The sequence below is a fragment of the Pseudomonas sp. NPDC089530 genome, assembly GCF_050280705.1.
In the GTDB taxonomy this organism is placed as follows: Bacteria; Pseudomonadota; Gammaproteobacteria; order Pseudomonadales; family Pseudomonadaceae; genus Aquipseudomonas.
Genome location: NZ_JBNNVU010000023.1, coordinates 13558 through 37954, shown reverse-complemented (window position 1 = coordinate 37954; position 24397 = coordinate 13558). Strand labels below are relative to the sequence as shown.

Here is a 24397-nt window from a genome sequence, read left to right as displayed (position 1 = left end):
CTACGGATCTGTGCAAAGCCTGTAGGAGCGAGGCTTGCCCGCGATAGGCGCACCTCGGTCTAGAGCGGAGCCAGCTCGGATTCGCTCTCGACGGCCTTCGCCACCTTCAACTGGCGCATTTGCTCGCAGCCCCACAACACCCGCTCCGGAGTGGCCGGCGCATCGATCCGCGGCTGGTGCCGGTAATCGCCCAGGCTGGCCACGGCGTCCTTGAGCGCGCACCAGACGGCGATGCCGAGCATGAACGGCGGTTCGCCCACGGCCTTGGAATGGAACACCGTGTCTTCCGGGTTCTTGCGGTTTTCCACCAGCTTGACCCGCAGGTCCAGCGGCATGTCGGCCACCGCCGGGATCTTGTAGCTGGCTGGGCCGTTAGTCATCAGCTTGCCCTTGGCGTTCCACACCAGCTCTTCCATGGTCAGCCAGCCCATGCCCTGGATAAAGCCGCCTTCCACCTGACCCATATCGATGGCCGGGTTCAGCGAGGCGCCGACGTCATGCAGGATGTCGGTGCGCAGCATCTTGTACTCGCCGGTCAGGGTGTCGACTATCACCTCGGCGCAGGCCGCGCCGTAGGCGTAGTAGTAGAACGGCCGGCCACGGGCCTGGGCCCGGTCGTAGTAGATCTTCGGGGTCTTGTAGAAGCCGGTGCTGGACAGCGAGACCTGGGCGAAATAGGCCTGCTGGATCAGCGCCTCGAAGGTCAAGATCTGATCGCGCACCCGCACATGGCCATTGTGGAATTCCACGTCTTCCTCGCTGACCTTGTACTGCCGGGCGGCGAATTCCACCAGGCGTTTCTTGATGGTCTCGGCGGCGTTCTGCGCCGCCTTGCCGTTCAGATCGGCACCGCTGGAGGCGGCGGTGGGCGAGGTGTTGGGCACCTTGTCGGTGTTGGTCGCGGTGATCTGCACGCGGTCGATGTCCACCTGGAACACCTCGGCCACCACCTGCGCCACCTTGGTGTTCAGGCCCTGGCCCATTTCCGTGCCGCCGTGATTCAGGTGGATGCTGCCGTCGGTGTAGACATGCACCAGCGCGCCGGCCTGGTTGAGGAAGCTGGCGGTGAAGGAAATGCCGAATTTCACCGGGGTCAGCGCCAGGCCCTTTTTCAGGATCGGGCTGTTGGCGTTGTACAGGCGGACCGCTTCCCGGCGTTCGGCGTACTGGCTGCTTTGCTCCAGTTCGGCGGTGATCTCTTCGAGCATGTTGTGCTCGACGGTCTGGTAGTAGTGGGTGACGTTGCGCTCGGTCTTGCCGTAGTAATTGACCTTGCGCACCGCCAGCGGATCGAGGGCCAGATAGCGGGCGATGGCGTCCATCACTTCTTCGATGGCGACCATGCCCTGCGGGCCGCCGAAGCCGCGATAGGCGGTGTTCGAGGCGGTGTTGGTCTTGCAGCGATGGCCGTTGATGGTGGCGTCGCCCAGGTAGTACGAGTTGTCGGCGTGGAACATCGCCCGGTCGACGATCGAGGCCGACAGGTCCGGCGAGCAACCGCAGTTGCCGGCCAGTTCCAGCTGGATGCCATGCAGGCGGCCGCGGCTGTCGAAGCCGACGTCGTACTCGATATAGAAGGGGTGGCGCTTGCCGGTCATCAGCATGTCTTCGACCCGCGGCAGGCGCATCTTGGTCGGCTGGCCGGTGAGGTGCGCGATCACCGCGCACAGGCACGCGGGGCTGGCGGCCTGGGTTTCCTTGCCGCCGAAACCGCCGCCCATGCGGCGCATGTCGACCACCACCTTGTTCATCGGCACGTCCAGCACCTCGGCCACCAGCTTCTGCACTTCGGTGGGGTTCTGGGTCGAGCAGTAGACGAGCATGCCGCCGTCCTCGGTGGGCATCACCGAGGAAATCTGCGTCTCCAGGTAGAAGTGTTCCTGGCCGCCGATGTGCAGCGTGCCCTGGAGGCGGTGCTCGGCGCTGGCCAGGGCCTTGGCCGAGTCGCCGCGCTGGTGGGTGTGGCTGTCGAGGACGAAATGGCGCTTGCGCAGGGCTTCGACCACGTCCAGCACCGGTTCCAGGTCCTGGTATTCGATGACCGCGGCCATGGCCGCCTGGCGCGCGGTTTCCAGGTCGCGGGCCGCCACCGCCAGTACCGGCTGGCCGACGAATTGCACGTCGTCGATGGCCAGCAGCGGGTCGCCGGGCAGCAGCGGGCCGATGTCCTTCAGCCCCGGAATGTCCTGGTGGGTGATGACGATGCGCACGCCGTCGAAGGCGTAGCAGGGCGCGGTGTCGATGCTGAGGATCTTCGCGTGGGCACGGTCCGACAGGCGCGCATACACGTGCAGCTGGTTGGGGAATTCCAGCCGGTCATCGATGTACACCGCTTCGCCGGACACATGCTTGGCGGCGCTGTCGTGCTTGACGCTGCGGCCGACGCCGGTGGTCAGGTCCTGTTGGAACAGGGCGCTCAGTTCGGCTTGGGTCTTCTCGATGTTGTGATGATTAGACATAAGCGGTCACCCGGGTCTCGATGTGCGGTGTTTGCAGTTCGACAAAGTATTTGCGCAGCAGGTTCTGTGCGCTGAGCAGGCGGTATTCCTTGCTGGCGCGGAAGTCCGAGAGCGGGGTGAAGTCCTGGCCCAGGGCGGCGCAGGCGCGCTCCACAGTGACCTGTTCCCAGGGCGCGCCGAGCAGCGCCGCTTCGCAGTGCCTGGCGCGTTTCGGAGTGGCGGCCATGCCACCGAAGGCCACGCGGGCGTCGGCGATCACGCCGTTCTCGATGCGCAGGTTGAACGCTGCGCAGACCGCGGAGATATCGTCGTCCAGGCGCTTGGACACCTTGTAGGCGCGGAACCGCTGTTCGGCGCTGGCCCGGGGCACGATGATCGTTTCGATGAACTCGCTTTCCTGGCGCGCGGTAACGCGGTAGTCGATGAAATAGTCTTCCAGGGCCAGGGTGCGGCGGGTGCTGCCCTTGCACAGGACGATCTGCGCGCCCAGGGCGATCAGCAGGGGCGGCGAATCGCCAATGGGCGAGGCGTTGCCGATGTTGCCGCCCAGGGTGCCCTGGTTGCGGATCTGCAGCGAGGCGAAGCGCTGGAGCAGTTCGCCGAAGTCCGGGTACTCGTCCGCGAGGGCGTCGTAGCAATCGGAGAGGGCGGTGGCCGCGCCGATTTCCAGGCGGTCGCCGAAGCGTTCGATACGTTTCATTTCGGCCACGTTGCCGACGTAGATCATCACCGGCAACGGACGGTGGAACTGGGTGACCTCCAGCGCCAGGTCGGTGCCGCCGGCCAGCAGCCGGGCTTGGGGGTAGGCGTCGTACAGATCGGCCAGGTCGGCGACGGTCAGGGGCACCAGGCAGCGTTTGTCGCCGCTGTTCAGCTCGCCGGTGTCCCGTGGAGCGATGGCTTTCAGGCGGGCGATGGTCTCGGCTTCGCGGGCGTCGAACTGATCCGGCTGTTTGTTGCAGCAGGCTTGTTCGGCGGCGGCGAGGATCGGCCGGTAGCCGGTGCAGCGACACAGGTTGCCGGCCAGGGCTTCATGGGCCTGGTGTGCATCGGGTTGGGTGGAGTTCTTCTGCAGGGCGAACAGCGACATGACGAAGCCCGGCGTGCAGAAGCCGCACTGCGAGCCGTGGCAGTCGACCATGGCTTGCTGCACGCTGTGCAACTGGCCCTGGTGCTTGAGGTCTTCGACGCTGATCAACTGCTTGCCGTGCAGCGCCGAGACGAAGGTCAGGCACGAGTTGAGGCTGCGATAACGGATGTGCTCGGCGCCTGTGTCGTCCGTCTGCAATTCGCCGATCACCACGGTGCAGGCGCCGCAGTCGCCACTGGCGCAGCCTTCTTTGGTGCCGGGCTTGCCCAGGTGCTCGCGCAGGTAGTTGAGCACAGTCAGGTTCGGGTCCAGGGTGTGCTCGCTGCAGAGCTCCTGGTTGAGTAAGAACTGGATCACGGAAGGCCTCGCGGACTCATTATTGTTGTTAACCGACGTGGGCTGAATTTAGTCAGGTCTGACTTTTCGGTCAATGATTTTCTGACTTAAAGGTCAGGAAATCGATTCTTGTCGATCAACAGGGGCTTTTAAACAGTATTGACCCTCCCGGGACGCAGTGCTTTTTGCTTGTTTCGTGCCAAATTCAGGCCCCTGGGCACTCCGCCATGAGGTAGCAATTGCGCTACACTGCGCCGCTTGTACCGATCTTAGAGTTTGAAGGAAAACCATGACGTTCAAGGCGCCGGACAGCCTCGCCGAGCAAATCGCTCACCACCTCGCCGAACGCATCATTCGCGGGGAGCTCAAGCCTGGGGAGCGGATTCAGGAACAGAAGGTCACGCTGGCCCTCAACGTCAGCCGCGGCTCGGTCCGCGAAGCCCTGTTGATCCTCGAACGGCGTCACCTGATCGCGATCCTGCCGCGCCGTGGCGCCCACGTGACCGAACTCACGCCGCACAAGGTGCAGAGCCTGTGCACCCTGATGAGCGAGCTGTACATCCTGCTGGGCAATTCGGTGGCCGAAGGCTGGGCGCTGCAGGCCGACATGGCGCCGTTCCTGCAGATCCAGCAGCGGCTGATCGCCGCCTACGAGCGCCAGGACATCCGCAGCTTCGTCGAAGACAGCTTCAACGTGATGCGCGCCGCCTATCCGTTCGCCAACAACCCCTACCTGCAGGAGACCGTCGAGAACCTGCAACCGGCGATGAGCCGCGCCTATTTCCTGGCCCTGGAGCAGCGCAAGGCGGAAATGAGCGAATTCCTCGACCTGTTCGAGCAACTGCTGGCCGCTGTGCTGGCCCGTGACCTGCCGACGATCCGCCAGGTGCTGACGGCCTATGCCCGGCGCAGTTGCGATCTGGTGGTCGCTGCCTTGACGGTTGCCTGAGCGTGCGGCTCAAGTGCATCCGGCTGGCGGGGTTCAAATCCTTCGTCGACCCGACCACGGTGAACTTCCCCAGTAACATGGCGGCGGTGGTCGGGCCCAATGGTTGCGGCAAGTCGAACATCATCGACGCCGTGCGCTGGGTGATGGGTGAGAGTTCGGCCAAGAACCTGCGCGGCGAATCGATGACCGACGTCATCTTCAACGGTTCCACCAGCCGCAAGCCGGTCAGCCAGGCCAGCATCGAGCTGGTCTTCGACAACTCCGACGGCACCCTGGTCGGTGAATACGCGGCCTACGCGGAAATCTCCATCCGCCGCAAAGTCACCCGCGACAGCCAGAACAGCTATTTCCTCAACGGCGCCAAGTGCCGCCGTCGCGACATCACCGATATTTTCCTCGGCACCGGCCTGGGACCGCGCAGCTACTCGATCATCGAGCAGGGCATGATTTCCAAGCTGATCGAGGCCAAGCCGGAAGACCTGCGCAACTTCATCGAAGAGGCGGCGGGGATTTCCAAGTACAAGGAGCGTCGTCGGGAAACCGAAAACCGCATCCGCCGGACCCACGAAAACCTGGCGCGCCTGACCGACCTGCGCGAAGAGCTGGAGCGCCAGCTCGAACGCCTGCACCGGCAGGCCCAGGCCGCCGAAAAGTACCAGGAATACAAGGCTGAGGAGCGTCAGCTCAAGGCCCAGTTGTCGGCCCTGCGCTGGCAGGAACTGAACGATCAGGTCGGGCAGCGCGAATCGATCATCGGTAACCAGGAAGTCGGTTTCGAAGCCCTGGTAGCCGAGCAGCGCAATGCCGACGCTGCCATCGAGCGCCTGCGCGACGGGCACCATGAACTGTCCGAACGCTTCAATCTGGTGCAGGGGCGCTTCTATTCGGTCGGCGGCGATATCGCCCGGGTCGAGCAGAGCATCCAGCACGGCCAGCAGCGCTTGCGTCAGTTGCAGGACGACTTGCGCGAGGCCGAGCGCGCGCGCCTGGAAACCGAATCCCACCTGGGGCATGACCGCACCTTGCTCGCCACCCTCGGCGAAGAGTTGGGCATGCTCGAGCCCGAGCAGGAAGTCACCAGCGCCGCCGCCGAAGAGGCCGCCGCAGCCCTGGAAGAAGCCGAAACCACCATGCACGGCTGGCAGGAGCAGTGGGACGCGTTCAACCTCAAGTCCGCCGAGCCGCGACGCCAGGCTGAGGTGCAGCAGTCGCGCATCCAGCAGCTCGAAGGCAGCATGGAACGTTTGGCCGAACGCCAGCGGCGTCTGGAGGAGGAGCGGGCCCAACTCGCCGCCGATCCGGAAGACGCGGCGATCCTCGAACTCAACGAACAGCTCGCGGCCAGCGAGGCGACCCTGGAGGACCTGCAGGCCAGCGAGGAGGGACAGGTGGAGCGCCTGGAGCAATTGCGCCAGGAGCTGCACCAGGCAACCCAGGCCCAGCAGCAGGCCCAGGGCGAATTGCAGCGTCTGCATGGCCGACTGGCCTCGCTGGAGGCTTTGCAGCAGGCGGCCCTCGATCCCGGGAGCGGCGCGGCGCAATGGTTGCAGGATCACCAGTTGGCCGATCGTCCGCGGCTGGCCGAAGGCCTGAAGGTCGAGGCGGGGTGGGAGCTGGCGGTGGAAACCGTGCTCGGCGCCGACCTGCAGGCGGTGCTGGTGGATGATTTTGCCGGCTTCGACCTGGCCGGGTTCGAGCAGGGCGACCTGCGCCTGCTCACGCTGGCGGGCGAAGGCGCACGGATCCCCGGCAGCCTGCTGGACAAGGTCGATGCCCCGGTCGACCTGGCGCCCTGGCTGGGCCAGGTCAAGCCGGTGGAAAGCCTTGAGCAGGCCCTGGCCCTGCGTGGCCAGCTGGCGGCGGGCGAGAGCCTGATCAGCCGCGACGGTTTCTGGGTTGGCCGGCACTTTCTGCGGGTACGCCGCGCCAGCGAAGCGGAAAGCGGCATGCTCGCGCGCAATCAGGAAATCGAGCAGCTGAGCCTGGAACGCGACGAGCGCGAAGCCAGTGTGGAAGATTTGGAAACCCGCTTGCAGAACCTGCGCGCCCAACAGCGGCAGCAGGAGAACGGTCGTGAACATCTGCGCCGTCTGCTACAGGACGAGGCCCGCCAGCAAGGCGAGTTGAAAGCCAAGCTGTCCGCCGGCAAGGCCAAGGCCGAACAGCTGGCCCTGCGCCGTACTCGCCTGGATGAAGAAGTGGCGGAGTTGGGCGAGCAGCGCGCCCTGGAACATGAGCAGGTGGGCGAGGCCCGTCTGCAGTTGCAGGAAGCCCTCGATAGCATGGCCCTGGACACCGAGCAGCGCGAACTGCTGCTCGCCCAGCGCGACGGTTTGCGCGAGCGCCTGGACCGGGTGCGCCAGGAAGCGCGCCAGCACAAGGATCACGCCCATCAGTTGGCAGTGCGCCTGGGCTCGCTCAAGGCCCAGCACGATTCCACCCGCCAGGCCCTGGAACGCCTCGAGCTGCAATCGGAGCGCCTGACGGAGAAACGCGAGCAGCTCAGCCTCAATCTGGAGGAGGGTGCCGCGCCTCTGGAGGAACTGCGGTTGAAGCTTGAGGAACTGCTCGAAAAGCGCATGACCGTCGATGTCGAGCTCAAGAGCGCGCAGATCGCCATGGAGGACGCCGACCGCGAATTGCGCGACGCCGAGAAGCGCCGCACCCAGGCCGAGCAACAATCGCAGTTGATCCGTGGCCAGCTCGAACAGCAGCGCATGGAATGGCAGGCCCTGACCGTGCGCCGCAAGACCTTGCAGGACCAGTTGCTGGAAGACGGCTACGACCTGCAGGGCGTGCTCGCCACCTTGACCGAGCAGGCCAGTGAGCAAGCGGCCGAAGAAGAACTGGAGCGGATTGCCGCGCGTATTCAGCGTTTGGGGGCGATCAACCTCGCGGCCATCGACGAGTACCAGCAGCAGTCCGAGCGTAAGCGTTATCTGGATGCCCAGGATGCCGACCTGGTGGAAGCTCTGGACACCCTGGAAAACGTCATTCGCAAAATCGACAAGGAAACCCGTAATCGTTTCAAGGATACCTTTGATCAGATTAACGGCGGTTTACAGGCACTCTTTCCAAAAGTTTTCGGTGGCGGCAGCGCTTATTTGGAACTGACGGGCGAAGATCTACTCGATACAGGGGTAACGATCATGGCGCGTCCGCCAGGGAAGAAGAACAGCACCATTCATTTGTTGTCCGGTGGTGAGAAAGCATTGACCGCCCTGGCGCTGGTATTTGCCATTTTCAAGTTGAATCCGGCGCCGTTCTGCATGCTCGACGAAGTTGACGCACCGCTGGATGACGCTAACGTTGGACGCTACGCGCGGCTGGTTAAAGAGATGTCGCAGACGGTGCAGTTCATCTATATCACCCACAACAAGATCGCCATGGAAATGGCCGATCAACTGATGGGGGTCACCATGCATGAACCGGGCTGTTCGCGCCTGGTGGCAGTGGATGTCGAGGAGGCGATGGCGATGGTGGACGCCTGATAGCCGGGCGACCAAAGCCGGCAGGCAAGTGGCACGTAAAAGGTTTTTACCTGTGCCGAATGCTGGCTGATCGACATATTGAATGAAGCCGTTGCGACAGACGGTGTAAAGTTGTCTTTGGTCGTGCTAGTTTAATGTCAATTTTTCCTATACGTGGGCAAAAGGCCAGTCAGAACATAGAGTTGGCGCCACGTTTTAAAGCGGTTTGCAGTTTGCTAAACCTCTTATTTTTCAGCATTTTTCATAGAGGCACGGGATTACATGGAAATCGGTCTGCGCGAGTGGCTGATCGTCATCGGCATCATTGTCATTGCCGGTATTCTTTTTGATGGCTGGCGCCGTATGCGCGGCGGCAAAGGGAAGTTGAAATTCCGTCTGGATCGTAACCTGTCCAATCTGCCGGACGATGATGGCAACGCCGAACTGCTGGGCCCGTCCCGGGTGCTGGATACCCACAAGGAACCGCAGCTCGATGAGCATGACCTGCCGTCGATGAGCGCGCCGGTGCGCGAGCCGCGCGAATCTGGTTCCAAGCGGGGCAAGCGTGCCAGCGAGCCGCAACAGGGCGACCTGAACCTCAACCTGGATCTGGATGGCGGCCCGAGCCTCAGCAGCCGTGACGACGACTTCCCGGATGAAAACAAGGCTTCCGGCTACGCCGACAAGGACCAGCCGCAAGCCGAAGAAGTGCTGGTGATCAGCGTGATCTGCCGCGATGCCGCTGGCTTCAAGGGCCCGGCGCTGTTGCAGAACATACTGGAAAGCGGTCTGCGTTTTGGCGAGATGGATATTTTCCACCGTCACGAAAGCATGGCGGGTAATGGCGAAGTGCTGTTCTCCATGGCCAACGCAGTCAAGCCGGGTGTATTCGACCTGGACGACATCGACCACTTCAGCACTCCGGCCGTGAGCTTCTTCCTCGGCCTGCCAGGTCCGCGTCATCCGAAGCAGGCTTTCGACGTGATGGTGGCCGCGGCGCGCAAGCTGTCCCAGGAACTGAACGGCGAGCTGAAGGACGACCAGCGCAGCGTGCTGACCGCCCAGACCATCGAACACTACCGTCAGCGCATCGTCGAATTCGAACGCCGTGCCCTGACCCAGAAGCGCTGAGCCTTTCGCTTCTGGATCGGCGCCAGAGGGCTGCAAGGCCCGCCTGAAATACATATTGAGCAGCCTCGGCTGCTCTTTTGCTTTATGAGAGAACATCATGACCGCCGCCGAAACCCGCATTCTTGAGCTGCGCGCTGAACTGGATCAGCACAACTACCGCTACCACGTACTCGACGAACCGAGCATTCCCGACGCCGAATACGACCGCCTGTTCCACGAGCTCAAGGCGCTGGAAGCCGAACACCCGGAACTGGTCAGCAGCGACTCGCCGACCCAGCGTGTCGGCAGCGCCGCGCTCTCGGCCTTCACTCAGGTGCGTCACGAAATCCCCATGCTCAGCCTGGGCAACGCCTTCGAAGAAATCGACATGCGCGAGTTCGATCGTCGAGTGACCGAGGGTCTCGATCTGCCGGCGGGCGATCTGTTCGGCGGTGGCGCGGCGGTGGAATACAGCTGCGAGCCGAAGCTCGATGGCCTGGCGGTCAGCCTGCTGTATCTGGATGGCGTACTGGTGCGCGGCGCGACCCGCGGCGATGGCACCACCGGCGAAGACATCAGCGTCAACGTGCGCACCGTGCGCAACATTCCGTTGAAGCTGCAGGGCAGTGGCTGGCCGGCGACCCTGGAGGTGCGCGGCGAGGTTTACATGTCCAAGGCCGGCTTCGAGCGGCTCAATGCCGCGCAGCTGGAAATTGGCGGCAAGACCTTCGCCAACCCGCGCAACGCCGCGGCCGGCAGCCTGCGCCAGCTGGACTCGAAGATCACCGCCAGCCGTCCGCTGGAATTCTGCTGCTACGGGCTCGGCCAGGTCACCGCCGATATCGCCGACACCCATATCGACAACCTGCAGCAGCTCAAGCAGTGGGGCATGCCCATCAGCCGCGAGCTGAAACTGGCCAAGGGCATCGACGAATGTCTGGACTACTACCGCGAGATCGGCGAGCGCCGTAACGGTCTGCCCTATGAGATCGATGGCGTGGTGTTCAAGGTCAACAGCGTGGCCTCGCAACGCGAGCTGGGCTTCCGGGCGCGCGAGCCGCGCTGGGCGATCGCCCATAAATTCCCGGCCATGGAAGAGCTGACCGAACTGCTGGACGTGGAATTCCAGGTCGGCCGTACCGGCGCGGTGACCCCGGTGGCGCGCTTGAAACCGGTCAAGGTGGCGGGGGTTACCGTTTCCAACGCGACCCTGCACAACATGGACGAAGTCGCACGTCTGGGCCTGATGATCGGCGACACCGTGATCATCCGCCGCGCCGGCGATGTGATTCCGCAAGTGGTGCAGGTGGTGGCCGAGCGCCGTCCGGAAAACGCCCGTCCGGTACATATTCCGCAGACCTGCCCGGTGTGCGGTTCCCATGTCGAGCGCACGCAACTGATCAAGCGCAGCAAGGGCAAGGAAACCGTCAGCGAGGGCGCGGTGTACCGCTGTGTCGGGCGCCTGGCCTGTGGCGCGCAGCTCAAGCAGGCGATCATCCACTTCGTGTCCCGCCGGGCGATGGATATCGAAGGGTTGGGCGACAAGACCATCGAGCAGCTGGTGGACGAAAAACTCATCGGCTCGCCGGCCGACCTCTACAAGCTCAAGTACGAACAGATCATCGATCTGGAAGGGTTCGCCGAGGTCTCCAGCAACAAGCTGCTCAAGGCCATCGAAGACAGCAAGCAACCGGGGTTGGCGCGTTTCATCTACGCCCTGGGCATTCCCGATGTGGGCGAGGAGACGGCCAAGGTCCTGGCGCGTTCCCTGGCCTCTCTGGAGCGCGTGCAGCAGGCTCTGCCGGAAGTGCTGACCTATCTGCCGGATATCGGCCTGGAAGTGGCGCACGAGATTCACAGCTTTTTCGAGGACAGTCATAACCAGGAGGTGATCGGCGCCTTGCTCGATCCGCAGCAGTGTGCCCTGCAGTTGCAGGACCAGGGCGAGCTGGGGGCCGAGTTCGCCGCCAGCACCACCCTGGGCGGCATGCTCGACAAGCTGAACATTCCGTCGGTGGGGCCGGGCGCGGCACAGAAGCTGGCGGACAAGTTCGCGACCCTGGACGGCGTGGTCAAGGCCGACTGGCTGGACATGCGCCAGACCCTGCCGGAGAAACAGGCCAAGGCGGTGCGCGACTTCTTCGACGTCGCGGAAAACGCCGAGCGGGCGCTGGCCATCGAGGCGCAGTTGCAAGCCTTCGGCATGCACTGGCAGAGCGAGAAAAAGGTGGTGGAAGGTTTGCCGCTGGCTGGCCAGACCTGGGTGCTCACCGGCTCCCTGGAGCTGATGAGCCGCGACGTGGCCAAGGACAAGCTGGAAAGCCTGGGCGCCAAGGTGGCCGGCTCCGTCTCGGCCAAGACCCACTGCGTGGTCGCCGGTCCCGGTGCTGGCTCCAAGCTGGCCAAGGCCAATGAGCTGGGCCTGAAAGTGCTGGACGAAGAAGCCTTCGTCGCCTTTCTCACCCAGCACGGCATCGCGGTCTGATCCCGTAGCCACTGCCGAAGGCTGCGATCGACCGCGCAGCGGGCGTTGCGCCGTTGAAGGTCCTGTGGACCTTATCGCAGCCTGCGGCAGCGACTACACAAACCGGTATGTTCCCCTGTAGGAGCGTCAGCGTGGGGTGCGCATGCCGTCGATCAGCGCATCGACCACGGCGCGGGCCATCTCCACGGAATGCACCATGGACCAGATCAGCCCGCGTTCGATGCCGCTGCCTTGTTCGGTGATTTCATCCGACACCTGTTCGGCGCAGGTGAGCAACAATGAGACATGCATCAGCGCTTCCTCGGCATTCACCCCGGCCTGCACGGAAAACAACGGCCGTTGATAGGCATCGCGCAGGCCGAAGGGCTGGCTGTGGGTTTCTTTCAGTTGTTCGAGCAGGGGGCTGGCGTGGCGGGCGTCCTTGAGCGACAGGAGGAGGGTGGCATTGGCAGCGTCCAGCTCGGGATCGCGCAGGCGGCGTGGGGTGGTGAAGGGTGGATCGGGGACGAGCTTTTTCATGTGGGTACCTACGACTCTCTTGAAGTGAAAGCCGCCAGTCTCGCTTCCACACGAGAGGGTGGCAGCCATGCGTGGGTGTGGAAGACCGGGGAGTCCTTGGTACCCAAAACCCGGCGCACCCGAAGGTGCCCCACGCATGGTCGCCATAACGCGGATCTGCGGGCGCAAAGCGTCAGCAGTCGCTGTTCAGCGCTGTACCAATGACCTTTCCAGACTTCCACATCCGGGTCGCTGCCATGCAGCGACCCACGCAGACTGCCCGAGCAAACTCAGGGGTACAACCCGCCGAAAGGCGTTCCAGAGTTTCTAGGAAACACCTTACAAAACAAAGCGAAAAATCAGTCCCGGTAACCCTAGCCCTGCGTAATCCCAAGGCTTGCGCACACCCTTGTAGCCGCTGCCGTAGGCTGCGATCGACTGCGCAGCAGTCGCCAACTATTGGATGGCATGCAACCGCGATATGGGGTTGCCCGGAGTTGCGGCCGCTGCGCGACCGATCACAGCCTGCGGCAGCGGCTACAGGAATCCGGTGAGTGGGCGAGGGCAGGGCAATGATCCAAGTACTTGAAGCTGCTCAGATTTTTTAATCTTTACGCAGCGGTTGTAACTTCGCCGCAGATAGGTACAATGGCGCGGCTCGCCGTCAGGTGAGCGTCGTTATGGTGGCCCCATTGGTCCCCTCGCAACGATCAGCCGTGAACCCGGTCAGGCCCGGAAGGGAGCAGCCGCAGCGGTGACATTGTGTGCCGGGGTGTGGCTGGTGGGGTCGCCTCCATAACGCCTTCCATCGGTCCTCGATGGATGTTCTGAATTCTCCCTCTGCTTTGATTCTGATCTGGCCTTCAGCCAGTCATTCGTTTCATTTCCCCAATCGTTCCTGCAGCAACTGCGCAAACGCGTCCCGTGCGGTGTGCCGTTCTATTTCCCTGTTCCAGACAAAACGAATGTCGATCGGTTGCAGGTCGGCGAAGCGGTAGCGCGCCAGGCCCGCGGACAGGGTGTAGCGGTCGAGCACGCCTTCCGGGGCGAGGGTCATGCCGGCGCCGGCGCTGACGCAGTCGATGATGGTGCCCCAGCTGGCGTATCCGGTGATGGTCGCGGTCACGTCATGGGCGTTCAACCAATGTTCCAGGGCGCGACGGTAGGGGCAGCCGGCTGGCCACATGAACAGGGGCTGGTCTTGCAGGTCTTGTGGGCTCAGCACGGGCGCGGCGTTGGCGCTGGTCACCAGCACCAGGGGTTCGTTGTAGAGCACGCTGCGGTCCAGTTTCGGGTGGGGCGTGTCGACCGCCACCAGCGCGCCATCGATGCGATGGTGTTGCAGTTCTTCGAACAGCTGCGACCAGGTGCCGGTGACCAGCTCCAGGGTGACTTGTGGAAAGCGCTGATGGAATTCCGCCAGTAGCGGCGGCAGGCGCCCGCCGGCACAGGACTCGATGGCGCCGATGCGCAGGGTACCGCTGGGTTCGGCGTTGCGGTCGACGGCGCGTTTGGCCTCGTCCACCAGCGCCAGGATGCGCTCGCTGTAACCGAGGATGATTTCCCCGTCGGGGCTGATTTTCAGCCCGCGACCGGCGCGGATAAATAGCGTCGTGCCCAGTTCGCTTTCCAGCTGCTTGAGGCGGTTGGTGATGTTGGACGGCACGCAGTGCAGTTGTTCCGCTGCTCGGGCAATGCTGCCGGTGCGGGCGACCGCTTTCACCATCTTCAGTTGGGCCAGTTCCATTGCTCATTTCCAGTGAGGTCTGGCCTCAGTATCCGTTAATTGTGGTGAGTTGTGGTGGGCGGGAGACTGAAGGCCTTTCCTGTGCCGCTGAGTGTCTGCCTCTTGAAAACCTCCCCTGTGTTGAAGCTGGTTCTGGCGACCGCTGCGGTCATTCTGTGTTGGGCCTATTCCCCGGTGGGCATCCATATCGGGCTGGAGGGCTACGCACCTGGCCAGTTGGCATTGCTGCGCTTTCTGATTGCCTCGCTGTTCATGGGCGCGATCGCCCTGGTGAAAAGAATCTCCCTGCCACGCTGGCGCGATTTGCCCTGGTTGCTGGTGTTGGTTTTTTTTGCCATCGCCCTGCATCACGTCTGTCTCAACCATGGCCAGCACGGGTTGAGCGCGGGGGCGTCCAGTGTGTTGGCGCAGTCGGCGCCGATCTTCAGCACTCTGATTGCGTTTTTCTGGTTGAAGGAGCCGGTCACTGGTTGGCGCTGGGGGTGTGTCGCGCTGGGCTTGCTCGGGGCGGTTGTGGTGGTCTGGGGCGATCAGGGTGTGGCGTCGTTCAAGCCACAAGGATTGCTGGTGCTGTTGGCAGCCTTTTCGTGGGGGCTGTATTTCGTTTTGCAGCGGCGTTATTCGGGGCGCTACGACCTGCTGACTACCGTGTGTTACATGGTCTGGTCCGGCACCTTGCTGTTGAGCCTGTACTGGCCGGGGTTGACGGTGGCGGTGGTGCAAGCGCCATGGCGGGTGAATCTGGCGGTGTTGCTGCTGGGGCTGTTCCCCAGTGCGCTGGCCTACCTGGCCTGGGCCTATGTACTGGCGCGGGTCGAGGTCAGCCGTGCGTCTATCGCCATGTACCTGATACCGCCGATCGCCATGCTGCTGGCGGCGCTGGTCCTGCATGAGCGGGTGCATGGCGCGGTGCTCGTGGGGGCGGCGATCGTCCTTGGCAGTGTGATGGCGATGCAGTTGGAGGGGCGCTGGGCGCGGCGCCGTTCCGGGTTGTCAGGGACTCTCGGCGCGACGCCTGCTCACCCCAGGTCCAGGCACAACACCCTGATGCGATGTCCGTCCGGGTCCAGGGCGACGAAGGTGTAGCCGAAGTCCAGGGTGGTCGGGGGCTGGGCGATGCTGATGCCGGAGGCGGCCCACTGATCGTGCAGCCGATCGACGCTCTGGTTGTCGGCCACGGCCAGGGCCAGTTCGCCGCCACCGCCGGTGATCTGGGCGGCGGGCTCGACGTCTTGGCGGGACCACAGGCCGAGCTTGAGCCCTGAGTCGAGAATGAACAGGGCAAAGGTCGGCGACAGCTCGACCGGTGGCTTGTCCAGCAGGCGGCTATAGAAGTTGGCGCTGGTGGCGGGGCTGTCGACGTACAGCAGAAGGTAGGTGCTGGTGATGGTCATCATGACTCCAGGATCGGTTGGGCTGTGTGCGCCAGCTTAAGAGTGGGCGCTGTCAGTTCCTGTCAGGAGTCGTCTGCTGGAAATAAAAAGGAGGCAGGCTATCGGCTTCGATAAGTCTGCCTCCTCTTCGTGTTGCTCGGCTCTAAGGCTTGGACAAGGCCAGGTCTACCGCTGCTATCAGCTTTCCCAGGTCCTTCGGGGTGGCTTTGTGAATGACACCGAACAGGTACGCCCGCTGTTCGTCTTCATCGCCCAGATCTGCGAAAAAGGCTTTCAGCTTCACTCCCAGTACATCGGCCAGCAGGAACAGGGCTTCCACGCTGGGGGTGTAGGTGCCGGTTTCGAAGCGGCTGATGGTTTTAGGGTCAAAACCGGTTTTTTCGCCTAGTTCAGCCTGAGTAAGCCCCGCTACCTTGCGGTAACGCCTGATGGCTGGACCCAAACTTGAAATTTGCATCGCTCAATTCCCATTTAGAATCAAGAACTTAACGATAAATCTTTGCATTAGGCAACGCCATGATTCATCACCTTGCCTTGCAAAATGTGATGCAATTCGTAGAATCGACGCTTCGGACAGGCATTTGGTGATCTAGTTTCAGAAGATAGATTGATGAAACCGGAACTCATTGCATTTTTCCTTGTTCACCAGAATCGAGGGCATGGCGCAGGCGCGAACGTCTCGCTGATGACTGCCAGTGTTTCCATCCGCCAAATTCGGCTGATCCTTGACTGATTTTAGTTGATCTTCGTCGATTCGAAGGGCAACGGCAGTATGGGTCGCTGTACGGCTGCAATTGTGTCAGGCGGGGCGAGACGATGCGCCATTGACCGCGGGCCGGCCTCTGCCGGCTGGCTGGGCTGGCATCGTCGAATGCTGTCTATGGAGTTTTAACGTGCGTCTGAATGTGCCGGTCACCTCTGTCGAGCAGATATTCTCGGACCAGCAGCCCAAGTCTGCCTGGTACCGCGACAATCGTGAGGATGAACGTCCAAACATCTCTTCCGGGCTGCGTGCCTTGGTCGAGCGGTTCAACCGCTAGCCACAGTGAGCCAGACTCATGGATGAGAAATACCGCAGGGCCGTGGACGCAGCCGCCATTTTTTCCGAGACCGACCTCAGCGGCCGGATCACATACGTCAACGATCAGTTCTGTTCGATTTCCGGCTACAGCCGCGACGAGCTGCTGGGCGCCAATCACCGGATCCTCGGTTCCGGCCTGCATCCACCAGAATTTTTCAGCACCATGTGGCGCACCATCGCCCTGGGCCAGGTCTGGAAGGGCGAGATCTGCAACCGCGCCAAGGACGGGACCCTGTACTGGGTCGACAGCACCGTTGTGCCGTTGCTCGATGAGGCCAGCGGCCGGGTCCAGCGTTATGTGGCGATCCGTTTCGATATCAGTGAGAAGCGCCAGCTGTTGCACTCGTTGCAGTGGCGGGTGGGCCACGATGTGCTGACCGGTTTGCCCAACCGTTCCTTCCTTTCCGATCTGCTCAACCAGGCGCTGGACTTTTCCCGGCGGGAGAGCATCGCCTTGGCGGTGTGCATGCTCGACCTCGACGGCTTCAAGGCGGTCAACGATGGCTACGGCCATGCCAGCGGCGATCTATTGCTGGTGGAGGTGGCGACCCGCCTGCGTTCCATCATTCGTGGCGAAGACGTGGTGGCGCGCCTGGCCGGCGACGAGTTCGTGCTGATCCTGCGGCATGTGCGCGACATCCGCGAGTTGCGCGCGGCGCTGCATCGGGTGCTGGGGGTGATCTCCACGCCTTATCTGATCCAGGACAAGGAGATCAACGTCTGCGCCAGCATCGGCGTGACGCTGTTCCCCGCCGACAACGACGATGCCGATACCTTGCTGCGGCATGCCGACCAGGCGATGTACGTGGCCAAGCAGAGCGGGCGCAATCGCTTTCATTTGTACGACCTGTCGCGGGATCGCGAGGTCAAGGCCACCCACCAGACCGTCGAGCGGGTCCGGCAGGCGCTGGCAGCGGGCGAGCTGTGCCTGCACTTCCAGCCCAAGGTCAATATGCGCAGCGGCGTGGTGGTCGGCTTCGAGGCGTTGCTGCGCTGGCAGCATCCCCAGCGCGGCATGGTCGCGCCGCGGGAGTTCCTGCCGTTGGTGGAGGAAACCGACCTGATCGTCGATATCGGCGAATGGGTGATGGAGCAGGTCATGACGCAGTTGCGGCAATGGCAGCAGACCGGGCAGCGTTGGCCGATCAGCGTCAATATCGGCGCCCGGCATTTCCAGCGCGCGGATTTCGTCGATCGGCTCAAGGCCGTGCTCGAGCGTCATCCCCAGGTCTCCCCGCAGTTGCTGGACCTGGAAATCGTCGAGGCGGTGGCGGTGGAGAACATCCGGCACGTCAGCACCTGTCTCGAGGCGTGCCAGGCGCTGGGGGTGCAGTTTTCGCTGGGGGACTTCGGCACCGGGCATTCGTCGTTGAGCTACCTCAAGCGCTTGCGTACCCAGACCATCAAGATCGATCGCATGTTCGTGCGCGAGATCCTGCACGACAAGGGCGATCTGGCGCTGACCCAGGCCTTGATCGGCCTGGCCCGGGCGTTTGACCGGCAAGTGGTGGCCGAGGGCCTGGAGACCATGGAGCACGGCGAGTTGCTGATGTCGCTGGGCTGCGACGTGGCCCAGGGCTACTTCATCGCCGCGCCCATGCCGGCCAGCGAGGTGCCGGGGTGGGTGGCAGGCTTCGTGCCGCCGCTGGAATGGTGCCCGCAAGACGAAGCTGGCTGACGCTTAAGGCGTCTCGTAGCTCAGCGAGGCGCTCTCGGTCGGCCTGCGGCCGGTGTAGAGGCCGATGATGTCATCGATTTCCCCCGACATTTTCATCTGTTGCAAGGTGCGCAGCACGCGCTGTACCGGCAACGCCGGATCGTTGCGCATGACGCAGCCGACCGCCTGCTCCTGCAGGACGGCCACGTCGTGCAGTTGCTGGTCGGCTGGCAAGGTCTGATTGAACCAGTCCAGGGTCCATTGGTTGCTCACCGCATAGCGGTAGCGGCCGGCCCAGAGTTTTTGCAGCACCTGTTGCTGGTTGCGCGCATCGTCGCGGGTCAGTTGCTGGCGGTCGAACAGGGGTTGCAGGGAAGGGTAGGTGTAGCTCAGGACGGTGCCGACAGGCTGCGGCGGCAGGTCCTGGGGGCTGACCAGGTTTTGTTCCCGGCTGACCAGCAGGTCGCGCTGAACGAACAGCGGGATACTCCAGAAGTAATCGCCAGACAGGTTGGGCAGCCAGGACTTGGCGGCATAGCAGCGAATGTCCACTTCCTTGTGTTCCAGAGCGGCTTGTACGCGGGCCCGGGCCAGTACGTGGAACTCGGCCGGGCTGCCGACCTGGGTGGCGAGGCTGGCCAGGATGTCGTGGAGGATGCCTTGGGTGGGGCGGCCGCGTTCGATCTGTACCACCGGCATGGCCCAGCTGTCGGCGATCGAAAAGCGCAGGGCCGGTTCGGCGACAAGACCATCCATGGCCACCAGCAGCAATGCTCCCAAGGCTGAACGCATAGAGTCTCCGCGAAGGAAAAGGCCATCATCAGCCTGACAAAAAGCAGCTTAGCCAGATTAGACGAGCGCACCGGATGCAATTTCGCCCTTGCTCCGCTAGCATTACGGGCTTCCGCTTTCCAGTTGCGACGGTTTTCGATGAGTTATCAGGTTCTTGCACGTAAATGGCGTCCGCGCTCGTTCCGCGAAATGGTCGGCCAGACCCATGTGCTCAAGGCTCTGATCAATGCCTTGGACAGCCAGCGGCTGCACCATGCCTATCTGTTTACCGGCACCCGCGGGGTGGGCAAGACCACCATCGCGCGGATCATTGCCAAATGCCTGAACTGTGAAACAGGTATCACTTCCACGCCCTGTGGCACCTGCTCGGTATGCCGCGAGATCGACGAGGGGCGCTTTGTCGACCTGATCGAGATCGACGCCGCGAGCCGGACCAAGGTCGAGGACACCCGCGAGCTGCTGGACAACGTGCAGTACGCGCCGAGCCGCGGGCGCTTCAAGGTCTACCTGATCGACGAAGTGCACATGCTGTCCAGCCACTCCTTCAACGCCTTGCTGAAGACCCTGGAAGAGCCGCCGCCCTACGTCAAATTCATCCTGGCGACCACCGATCCGCAGAAGCTTCCTGCCACGATCCTGTCGCGCTGTCTGCAGTTCTCCCTGAAGAACATGACCCCGGAACGGGTGGTCGAGCACCTGAGCCATGTGCTGGGTGTGGAGAACGTGCCGTTCGAAGACGATGCGCTGTGGCTGCTGGGGCGCGCCGCCGACGGTTCGATGCGCGATGCCATGAGCCTCACCGATCAAGCCATCGCCTTCGGCGAAGGCAAGGTCATGGCCGCTGACGTGCGAGCCATGCTCGGCACCCTCGATCACGGCCAGGTCTACGATGTCCTGCATGCGCTGATCGATGGCGATGCCAAGGCCTTGCTGGAGGCCGTGCGGCACCTGGCGGAACAGGGGCCGGACTGGAACGGCGTGCTATCGGAGATGCTCAATGTCCTGCACCGCGTGGCCATTGCCCAGGCCTTGCCGGACGGTGTCGACAACGGCCATGGCGACCGCGACCGGGTGCTGGCCCTGGCGCAGGCCCTGCCGGCCGAAGACGTGCAGTTCTATTACCAGATGGGCCTGATCGGCCGGCGCGACCTGCCGCTGGCGCCGGACCCGCGAGGTGGCTTCGAGATGGTCCTGCTGCGGATGCTGGCCTTCCGGCCGGCGGACTCGGCAGACGCGCCGAGACAGCCGCTAAAGCCAGTGGGGATCAGCCAGGCCACAGTTGATTCCGCCCAAGCCGTGGCTGCCGCGGCCGTTACTGCTCCAGTTGCCGCTGCCGCGCCGGTTGCGGCCCCGGTGGTGGAGGCCGTTCCCGCGGTTGCCCCTGTCGCTGAGCTTGCATCCGCACCCGCACCCGCACCCGCACCCGTTCCGGCCCCTGTAGCGCCTGCGCCACAACAGGTAGTCGAGACGCCGCCTGCGGCAGCGTCTGTGGCCGCCGAGGAGGTGATCGACCTGCCGTGGAACGATCCGGTTGAGCCGGTCGAACCGATCGTCGAGCAGCAACCTGCCGTCGAGCCGGTGTTGGACACCGTGGCGGAGCAACCCGCGCTGACCCCGATGCCGCTGCCCACCCCGGACAGCGTGGTGCCGGATGCCCCTGAATGGGTCAGTGCCCGGGTGCCGGAGCCCAGCGCTAGCGAGGTCGAGGCCGCGATCCCGGGCATGGACCTGGACGACGAGCCGCCGCTGGACGAAGACTACATCGAGCCGGACATGGACTCGGCCTACAGCTACCTGGACGAGCTGGCCAGCGAGCATGCCGCCGAACCCGAGCCGGAACCCGAACCGTTGCCGGCCGCCCAGCCTGCCACCGGCCTGGCGCTGGACTGGCTGGAACTGTTTCCGAAACTGCCGATTTCCGGGATGACGGCGAGCATCGCCGCGAACTGCACCTTGATCGCCGTCGACGGCGACAACTGGCTGCTGCACCTGGACCCGGCCCACAGCGCCCTGTTCAACGCCACGCAACAGCGGCGCCTGAACGAGGCCCTGAACCAGTTCCACCAGCGTACGCTGACGGTGAGCATCGAGCTGATCAAGCCCGAGCAGGAGACCCCGGCCCAGGCCGCGTCGCGCCGTCGCGCCAATCGCCAGCGTGAAGCTGAGGAGTCGATCCACGGCGATCCGTTCATCCAGCAGATGGTGCGGGAGTTCGGCGCGGTGGTCCGTCACGATACTATTGAACCTGTCGAGGCCCTGGTCACTCAGGGCTAATAACTGAAGAGCGCCGGGCCCTGAGGCCGGGCGCTGTTTTTATCCAAGTACTTTGAGGTGATTCCCATGATGAAAGGTGGCATGGCCGGCCTGATGAAGCAGGCGCAGCAGATGCAGGAAAAGATGGCCAAGATGCAGGAAGAGCTGGCCAACGCCGAAGTCACCGGCAAGGCGGGTGGCGATATGGTCAGCGTGGTCATGACCGGTCGTCACGACATCAAGCGTGTGAGCATCGACCCGAGCCTGCTGGAAGGCGTCAGCGACGATGACCGCGAAGTGCTGGAAGATCTGTTCGCCGCCGCCGTCAACGATGCCGTGCGCAAGATTGAAGCCAACAGCCAGGAAAAGATGTCCGGCGTGACCGCTGGCATGCAGCTGCCGCCAGGTATGAAACTGCCGTTCTGATTCGCGCAAGCGCATGGTTCGGACCCCAGAATGCCAGGCACCGCGCCTGGCATTTTTGTTGGTGGGGCAGGGGCGCCTTGCGGCGGCGGCGCAAACATCGAGCGTCGAGCGCGCTACCCTGGTTTGCAGCAGGCCTTCATCGGCCTGCGGGTCGCCCCGGACCGAGCATTTGACGCTAATCGGAGGCGCGGGTATAAACCGCGTCTCGTCGTTTTGTCGGACCTTTACCCATGAGCTTCAGCCCCCTGATTCGCCAACTGATCGATGCCCTGCGCACATTGCCGGGCGTGGGTCAGAAAACCGCCCAGCGCATGGCCTTGCAGCTGTTGGAGCGCGACCGCAGCGGCGGTACGCGGCTGGCTCAGGCGCTCAGCCAGGCCATGGAAGGCGTGGGCCATTGCCGCCTGTGCCGCACCCTGACCGAAGACGATCTGTGCCCGCAATGCGCCGACCCGCGCCGCGACGACACGCTGCTGTGCGTGGTCGAGGGGCCGATGGACGTCTATGCGGTGGAGCAGACCGGGTATCGCGGTCGCTATTTCGTGCTCAAGGGCCATCTGTCGCCTCTCGACGGCCTGGGCCCGGAGGCCATCGGCATTCCCCAGTTGCTGGCGCGGATCGAAGAGCAGGGCACTTTCACCGAGGTGATCCTGGCCACCAACCCCACGGTGGAAGGCGAGGCGACCGCCCATTACATCGCCCAGCTGCTGACCGACAAAGGCCTGATCGCCTCGCGTATCGCCCATGGCGTGCCCCTGGGCGGCGAGCTGGAGCTGGTGGACGGCGGCACCCTGGCGCACTCGTTTGCCGGGCGCAAGCCGATCACTTTGTAAGTCCTGCGGCCGGTATCGGCCTTGTCGCGTGCAAGCTCGCTCCTGCCGGGGTGAGCTTGCCTGGGATTGGCGTTCTGTCACCCGAGCGCGACTCTTCTTGAAAACCAAGCAAGCGCTAGGTAAGTTTCCTCAACCTTCAGAGGAGCTTGCCGATGTCTGCCTGCCAGGAATACTTCGACCCTAGCCATCAGTTGGTCCGCGACAGCGTTCGACGCTTCGTCGAGCGGGAAATCCTCCCGGACATCGATCAGTGGGAGGAGGCGCAAGGCTTCCCCCGCGAGCTGTACCTCAAGGCCGGCGCGGCGGGCATCCTGGGCATCGGTTATCCCGAGGCCCTCGGGGGCAGCCATGAGGGCGATCTGTTCGCCAAGATCGCCGCCAGCGAGGAGCTGATGCGCTGTGGCTCTGGCGGCCTGGTGGCGGGCCTGGGCTCGCTGGACATCGGTTTGCCGCCGATCGTCAAATGGGCGCGGCCTGAGGTCCGCGAACGGGTGGTACCGCAGGTGCTGGCGGGCGAGATGATTAGCGCCCTGGCGGTCACCGAGCCCGGCGGCGGCTCGGATGTGGCCAACCTGCAGACCCGGGCCCGGCGCGATGGCGACTTCTACCGTGTCAGCGGCAGCAAGACCTTTATCACCAGTGGCGTGCGCGCCGACTTCTATACGGTGGCCGTGCGCACCGGTGAGCCTGGCTTTGGCGGTATCAGCCTGCTGCTGATCGAGAAGGGTACCCCGGGATTCACCGTCGGCCGGCAACTGAAGAAGATGGGCTGGTGGGCGTCCGATACCGCCGAGCTGTTTTTCGACGATTGCCGGGTACCGGTGAGCCACTTGATCGGGGTCGAGAACATGGGCTTCGCCTGCATCATGGGTAACTTCCAGAGCGAGCGCCTGGCCCTGGCCCTGATGGCCAACATGACTGCGCAGCTGGCGCTGGAAGAGAGCCTGAAATGGGCCCGTGAACGCGAGGCCTTCGGCAAGCCCATCGGCAAGTTCCAGGTGATCAAGCATCGCCTGGCGGAGATGGCGACGGCGCTGGAGGTGTCCCGTGAGTTCACCTATCGCCAGGCGGCGAAGATGGCGGCCGGGCAGAGCGTGATCAAGGAGATCTCCATGGCCAAGAACGTCGCTACCGACACCGCCGACCGCCTTACCCATGACGCGGTGCAGATTCTCGGCGGGCTGGGTTACATGCGCGAAAGCCTGGTGGAACGGCTGTATCGCGACAGCCGCATTCTCTCCATCGGCGGTGGTACCCGCGAGGTGATGAACGAGATCATCAGCAAGCAGATGGGGCTTTAGTCCGACTCCGGAATCACCAGGGGGCCACAGTTCTCGTCGCTGACAACGACAGTCAGCAGTTGTGCGGGCTCGGTGCCGCTGGGGTTCTCGGCGAAGCTGTGCAGCTCGCCCTTGGCCTCGTACCAGGTTTCGCCTGCACTGTAGGTATGCGCCGGACTGCCCTGCATTTGCGAACGCACCTGGCCCTTGACCACGAAGGCGGTGACGCTGCCCGGATGGCGGTGGGCCGGGGTGTAGGCTCCGGGTGGGAAATCCACCAGCAGGGTGGTCACCAATTTGCCCGGCATATCGCTCAGGGGCTGGCAGGACAAGGGGTTGACCAGGGTTCGCGGACGCTCCAGCGCCGTGCTCGAGTGAGTGTCGTGGGCGCTGGCGTGCTGGCCCTCGAGTATGGTCTGGTGTGGCCGCTCGAGAGTCAGGGCGGCCAGGGTCATGGCCGCGAGCAAGGCGCTGCCGAGCAAGCCCAGGGGCAGCAGCGCCCGGGGTCTGTTCAGGGGTGGCTGGACGCTATGCATT

General features: G+C 63.5%; 19 protein-coding genes and 1 other RNA gene. 12 read left to right on the top strand and 8 right to left on the bottom strand.

What is annotated here, in order from left to right; all coding sequences use genetic code 11:
* Positions 1-59 precede the first annotated feature (59 nt).
* Together xdhB and xdhA are read right to left on the bottom strand one after the other, a co-directional pair.
* The gene (xdhB, locus tag ACQKQA_RS11870) at positions 60-2459 is read right to left on the bottom strand and encodes a xanthine dehydrogenase molybdopterin binding subunit (RefSeq protein WP_427557149.1); all 2400 of its coding nucleotides are present in this window, start codon (positions 2457-2459) and stop codon (positions 60-62) included.
* Positions 2452-3906, bottom strand: coding sequence for a xanthine dehydrogenase small subunit (xdhA, locus tag ACQKQA_RS11865; protein ID WP_427557146.1), 1455 nt, complete (start codon positions 3904-3906; stop codon positions 2452-2454). Before xdhA ends, xdhB begins: the two co-directional genes overlap by 8 nt.
* Positions 3907-4174: 268 nt before the next feature.
* Here xdhA and ACQKQA_RS11860 point away from each other — a divergent pair, with 268 nt between their 5' ends.
* The 4 genes from ACQKQA_RS11860 (at position 4175) to ligA (ending at position 11899) form a co-directional block, all read left to right on the top strand.
* Positions 4175-4834 (top strand): GntR family transcriptional regulator, encoded by a 660-nt coding sequence (locus ACQKQA_RS11860; protein WP_427557143.1) that lies wholly within the window; start codon positions 4175-4177, stop codon positions 4832-4834.
* Positions 4835-4836: 2 nt separating this feature from the next.
* Positions 4837-8325, top strand: coding sequence for a chromosome segregation protein SMC (gene smc, locus ACQKQA_RS11855; RefSeq protein ID WP_427557141.1), 3489 nt, complete (start codon positions 4837-4839; stop codon positions 8323-8325).
* A 261-nt stretch (positions 8326-8586) separates the two neighbouring features.
* Positions 8587-9435: a cell division protein ZipA gene (gene zipA, locus ACQKQA_RS11850; protein WP_427557139.1), complete on the top strand. Its 849-nt coding sequence runs from the start codon at positions 8587-8589 to the stop codon at positions 9433-9435.
* A gap of 97 nt (positions 9436-9532) precedes the next feature.
* Entirely contained in the window at positions 9533-11899 is a 2367-nt protein-coding gene (gene ligA / locus ACQKQA_RS11845) for an NAD-dependent DNA ligase LigA (RefSeq protein ID WP_427557136.1), read from the top strand.
* A 126-nt stretch (positions 11900-12025) separates the two neighbouring features.
* Here ligA and ACQKQA_RS11840 read toward each other — a convergent pair whose 3' ends face one another.
* Positions 12026-12418: a DUF6124 family protein gene (locus tag ACQKQA_RS11840; RefSeq protein WP_427557134.1), complete on the bottom strand. Its 393-nt coding sequence runs from the start codon at positions 12416-12418 to the stop codon at positions 12026-12028.
* A gap of 669 nt (positions 12419-13087) precedes the next feature.
* Here ACQKQA_RS11840 and ffs point away from each other — a divergent pair.
* Positions 13088-13184, top strand: an RNA gene (ffs, locus tag ACQKQA_RS11835) — signal recognition particle sRNA small type.
* Positions 13185-13277: 93 nt separating this feature from the next.
* On the opposite strand, the gene ACQKQA_RS11830 is transcribed toward ffs, so the two are convergent.
* Positions 13278-14144: a LysR family transcriptional regulator gene (locus tag ACQKQA_RS11830; RefSeq protein WP_427557132.1), complete on the bottom strand. Its 867-nt coding sequence runs from the start codon at positions 14142-14144 to the stop codon at positions 13278-13280.
* Positions 14145-14246: 102 nt separating this feature from the next.
* Here ACQKQA_RS11830 and ACQKQA_RS11825 point away from each other — a divergent pair, with 102 nt between their 5' ends.
* Positions 14247-15230, top strand: coding sequence for a DMT family transporter (locus ACQKQA_RS11825; RefSeq protein ID WP_427557128.1), 984 nt, complete (start codon positions 14247-14249; stop codon positions 15228-15230).
* Here the strand turns inward: ACQKQA_RS11825 and ACQKQA_RS11820 are convergent.
* Together ACQKQA_RS11820 and ACQKQA_RS11815 are read right to left on the bottom strand one after the other, a co-directional pair.
* Positions 15164-15538, bottom strand: a complete 375-nt coding sequence (locus ACQKQA_RS11820; protein ID WP_427557125.1) for a VOC family protein — start codon at positions 15536-15538, stop codon at positions 15164-15166. The two genes, ACQKQA_RS11825 and ACQKQA_RS11820, sit on opposite strands and share 67 nt — an antisense overlap.
* Before the next feature lie 142 nt (positions 15539-15680).
* Complete coding sequence (locus ACQKQA_RS11815) at positions 15681-15995, bottom strand: helix-turn-helix domain-containing protein (RefSeq protein WP_007922376.1); 315 nt, start codon at positions 15993-15995, stop codon at positions 15681-15683.
* A 436-nt stretch (positions 15996-16431) separates the two neighbouring features.
* On the opposite strand from ACQKQA_RS11815, the gene ACQKQA_RS11810 reads away from it, so the two are divergent.
* Both ACQKQA_RS11810 and ACQKQA_RS11805 read left to right on the top strand, forming a co-directional pair.
* Positions 16432-16578 carry a hypothetical protein gene (locus ACQKQA_RS11810; RefSeq protein ID WP_427557121.1) on the top strand — a complete coding sequence of 49 codons (147 nt, stop codon included), beginning with the start codon at positions 16432-16434 and terminating at the stop codon, positions 16576-16578.
* Between the two features lie 18 nt (positions 16579-16596).
* Positions 16597-18297 (top strand): putative bifunctional diguanylate cyclase/phosphodiesterase, encoded by a 1701-nt coding sequence (locus ACQKQA_RS11805; RefSeq protein ID WP_427557118.1) that lies wholly within the window; start codon positions 16597-16599, stop codon positions 18295-18297.
* 3 nt (positions 18298-18300) lie between these two features.
* Here ACQKQA_RS11805 and ACQKQA_RS11800 read toward each other — a convergent pair whose 3' ends face one another.
* The gene (locus ACQKQA_RS11800; RefSeq protein ID WP_427557116.1) at positions 18301-19068 is read right to left on the bottom strand and encodes a substrate-binding periplasmic protein; all 768 of its coding nucleotides are present in this window, start codon (positions 19066-19068) and stop codon (positions 18301-18303) included.
* Positions 19069-19206: 138 nt separating this feature from the next.
* Between ACQKQA_RS11800 and dnaX the strand changes: the two genes are divergently transcribed.
* The 4 genes from dnaX (at position 19207) to ACQKQA_RS11780 (ending at position 23881) form a co-directional block, all read left to right on the top strand.
* Complete coding sequence (gene dnaX, locus ACQKQA_RS11795) at positions 19207-21342, top strand: DNA polymerase III subunit gamma/tau (RefSeq protein WP_427557113.1); 2136 nt, start codon at positions 19207-19209, stop codon at positions 21340-21342.
* Between the two features lie 66 nt (positions 21343-21408).
* Positions 21409-21747, top strand: a complete 339-nt coding sequence (locus ACQKQA_RS11790; protein WP_427557110.1) for a YbaB/EbfC family nucleoid-associated protein — start codon at positions 21409-21411, stop codon at positions 21745-21747.
* A 230-nt stretch (positions 21748-21977) separates the two neighbouring features.
* Entirely contained in the window at positions 21978-22580 is a 603-nt protein-coding gene (gene recR, locus ACQKQA_RS11785; RefSeq protein ID WP_427557107.1) for a recombination mediator RecR, read from the top strand.
* Positions 22581-22732: 152 nt separating this feature from the next.
* A complete protein-coding gene (locus ACQKQA_RS11780) occupies positions 22733-23881 on the top strand; it encodes an acyl-CoA dehydrogenase family protein (RefSeq protein WP_427557104.1) in 1149 nt (382 codons plus the stop codon).
* On the opposite strand, the gene ACQKQA_RS11775 is transcribed toward ACQKQA_RS11780, so the two are convergent.
* Complete coding sequence (locus ACQKQA_RS11775) at positions 23878-24396, bottom strand: cupin domain-containing protein (protein WP_427557101.1); 519 nt, start codon at positions 24394-24396, stop codon at positions 23878-23880. The genes ACQKQA_RS11780 and ACQKQA_RS11775 overlap by 4 nt on opposite strands.
* Position 24397: the final 1 nt, after the last annotated feature.

Coding starts and splice junctions, on each gene's coding strand:
- xdhB (WP_427557149.1), bottom strand. CDS start 2,459: ATGTCTAATCATCACAACATCGAGAAGACCCAAGCCGAACTGAGCGCC.
- ACQKQA_RS11860 (WP_427557143.1), top strand. CDS start 4,175: ATGACGTTCAAGGCGCCGGACAGCCTCGCCGAGCAAATCGCTCACCAC.
- zipA (WP_427557139.1), top strand. CDS start 8,587: ATGGAAATCGGTCTGCGCGAGTGGCTGATCGTCATCGGCATCATTGTC.
- ligA (WP_427557136.1), top strand. CDS start 9,533: ATGACCGCCGCCGAAACCCGCATTCTTGAGCTGCGCGCTGAACTGGAT.
- ACQKQA_RS11840 (WP_427557134.1), bottom strand. CDS start 12,418: ATGAAAAAGCTCGTCCCCGATCCACCCTTCACCACCCCACGCCGCCTG.
- ACQKQA_RS11830 (WP_427557132.1), bottom strand. CDS start 14,144: ATGGAACTGGCCCAACTGAAGATGGTGAAAGCGGTCGCCCGCACCGGC.
- ACQKQA_RS11820 (WP_427557125.1), bottom strand. CDS start 15,538: ATGACCATCACCAGCACCTACCTTCTGCTGTACGTCGACAGCCCCGCC.
- ACQKQA_RS11815 (WP_007922376.1), bottom strand. CDS start 15,995: ATGCAAATTTCAAGTTTGGGTCCAGCCATCAGGCGTTACCGCAAGGTA.
- ACQKQA_RS11805 (WP_427557118.1), top strand. CDS start 16,597: ATGGATGAGAAATACCGCAGGGCCGTGGACGCAGCCGCCATTTTTTCC.
- ACQKQA_RS11800 (WP_427557116.1), bottom strand. CDS start 19,068: ATGCGTTCAGCCTTGGGAGCATTGCTGCTGGTGGCCATGGATGGTCTT.
- dnaX (WP_427557113.1), top strand. CDS start 19,207: ATGAGTTATCAGGTTCTTGCACGTAAATGGCGTCCGCGCTCGTTCCGC.
- ACQKQA_RS11790 (WP_427557110.1), top strand. CDS start 21,409: ATGATGAAAGGTGGCATGGCCGGCCTGATGAAGCAGGCGCAGCAGATG.
- recR (WP_427557107.1), top strand. CDS start 21,978: ATGAGCTTCAGCCCCCTGATTCGCCAACTGATCGATGCCCTGCGCACA.
- ACQKQA_RS11780 (WP_427557104.1), top strand. CDS start 22,733: ATGTCTGCCTGCCAGGAATACTTCGACCCTAGCCATCAGTTGGTCCGC.
- ACQKQA_RS11775 (WP_427557101.1), bottom strand. CDS start 24,396: ATGCATAGCGTCCAGCCACCCCTGAACAGACCCCGGGCGCTGCTGCCC.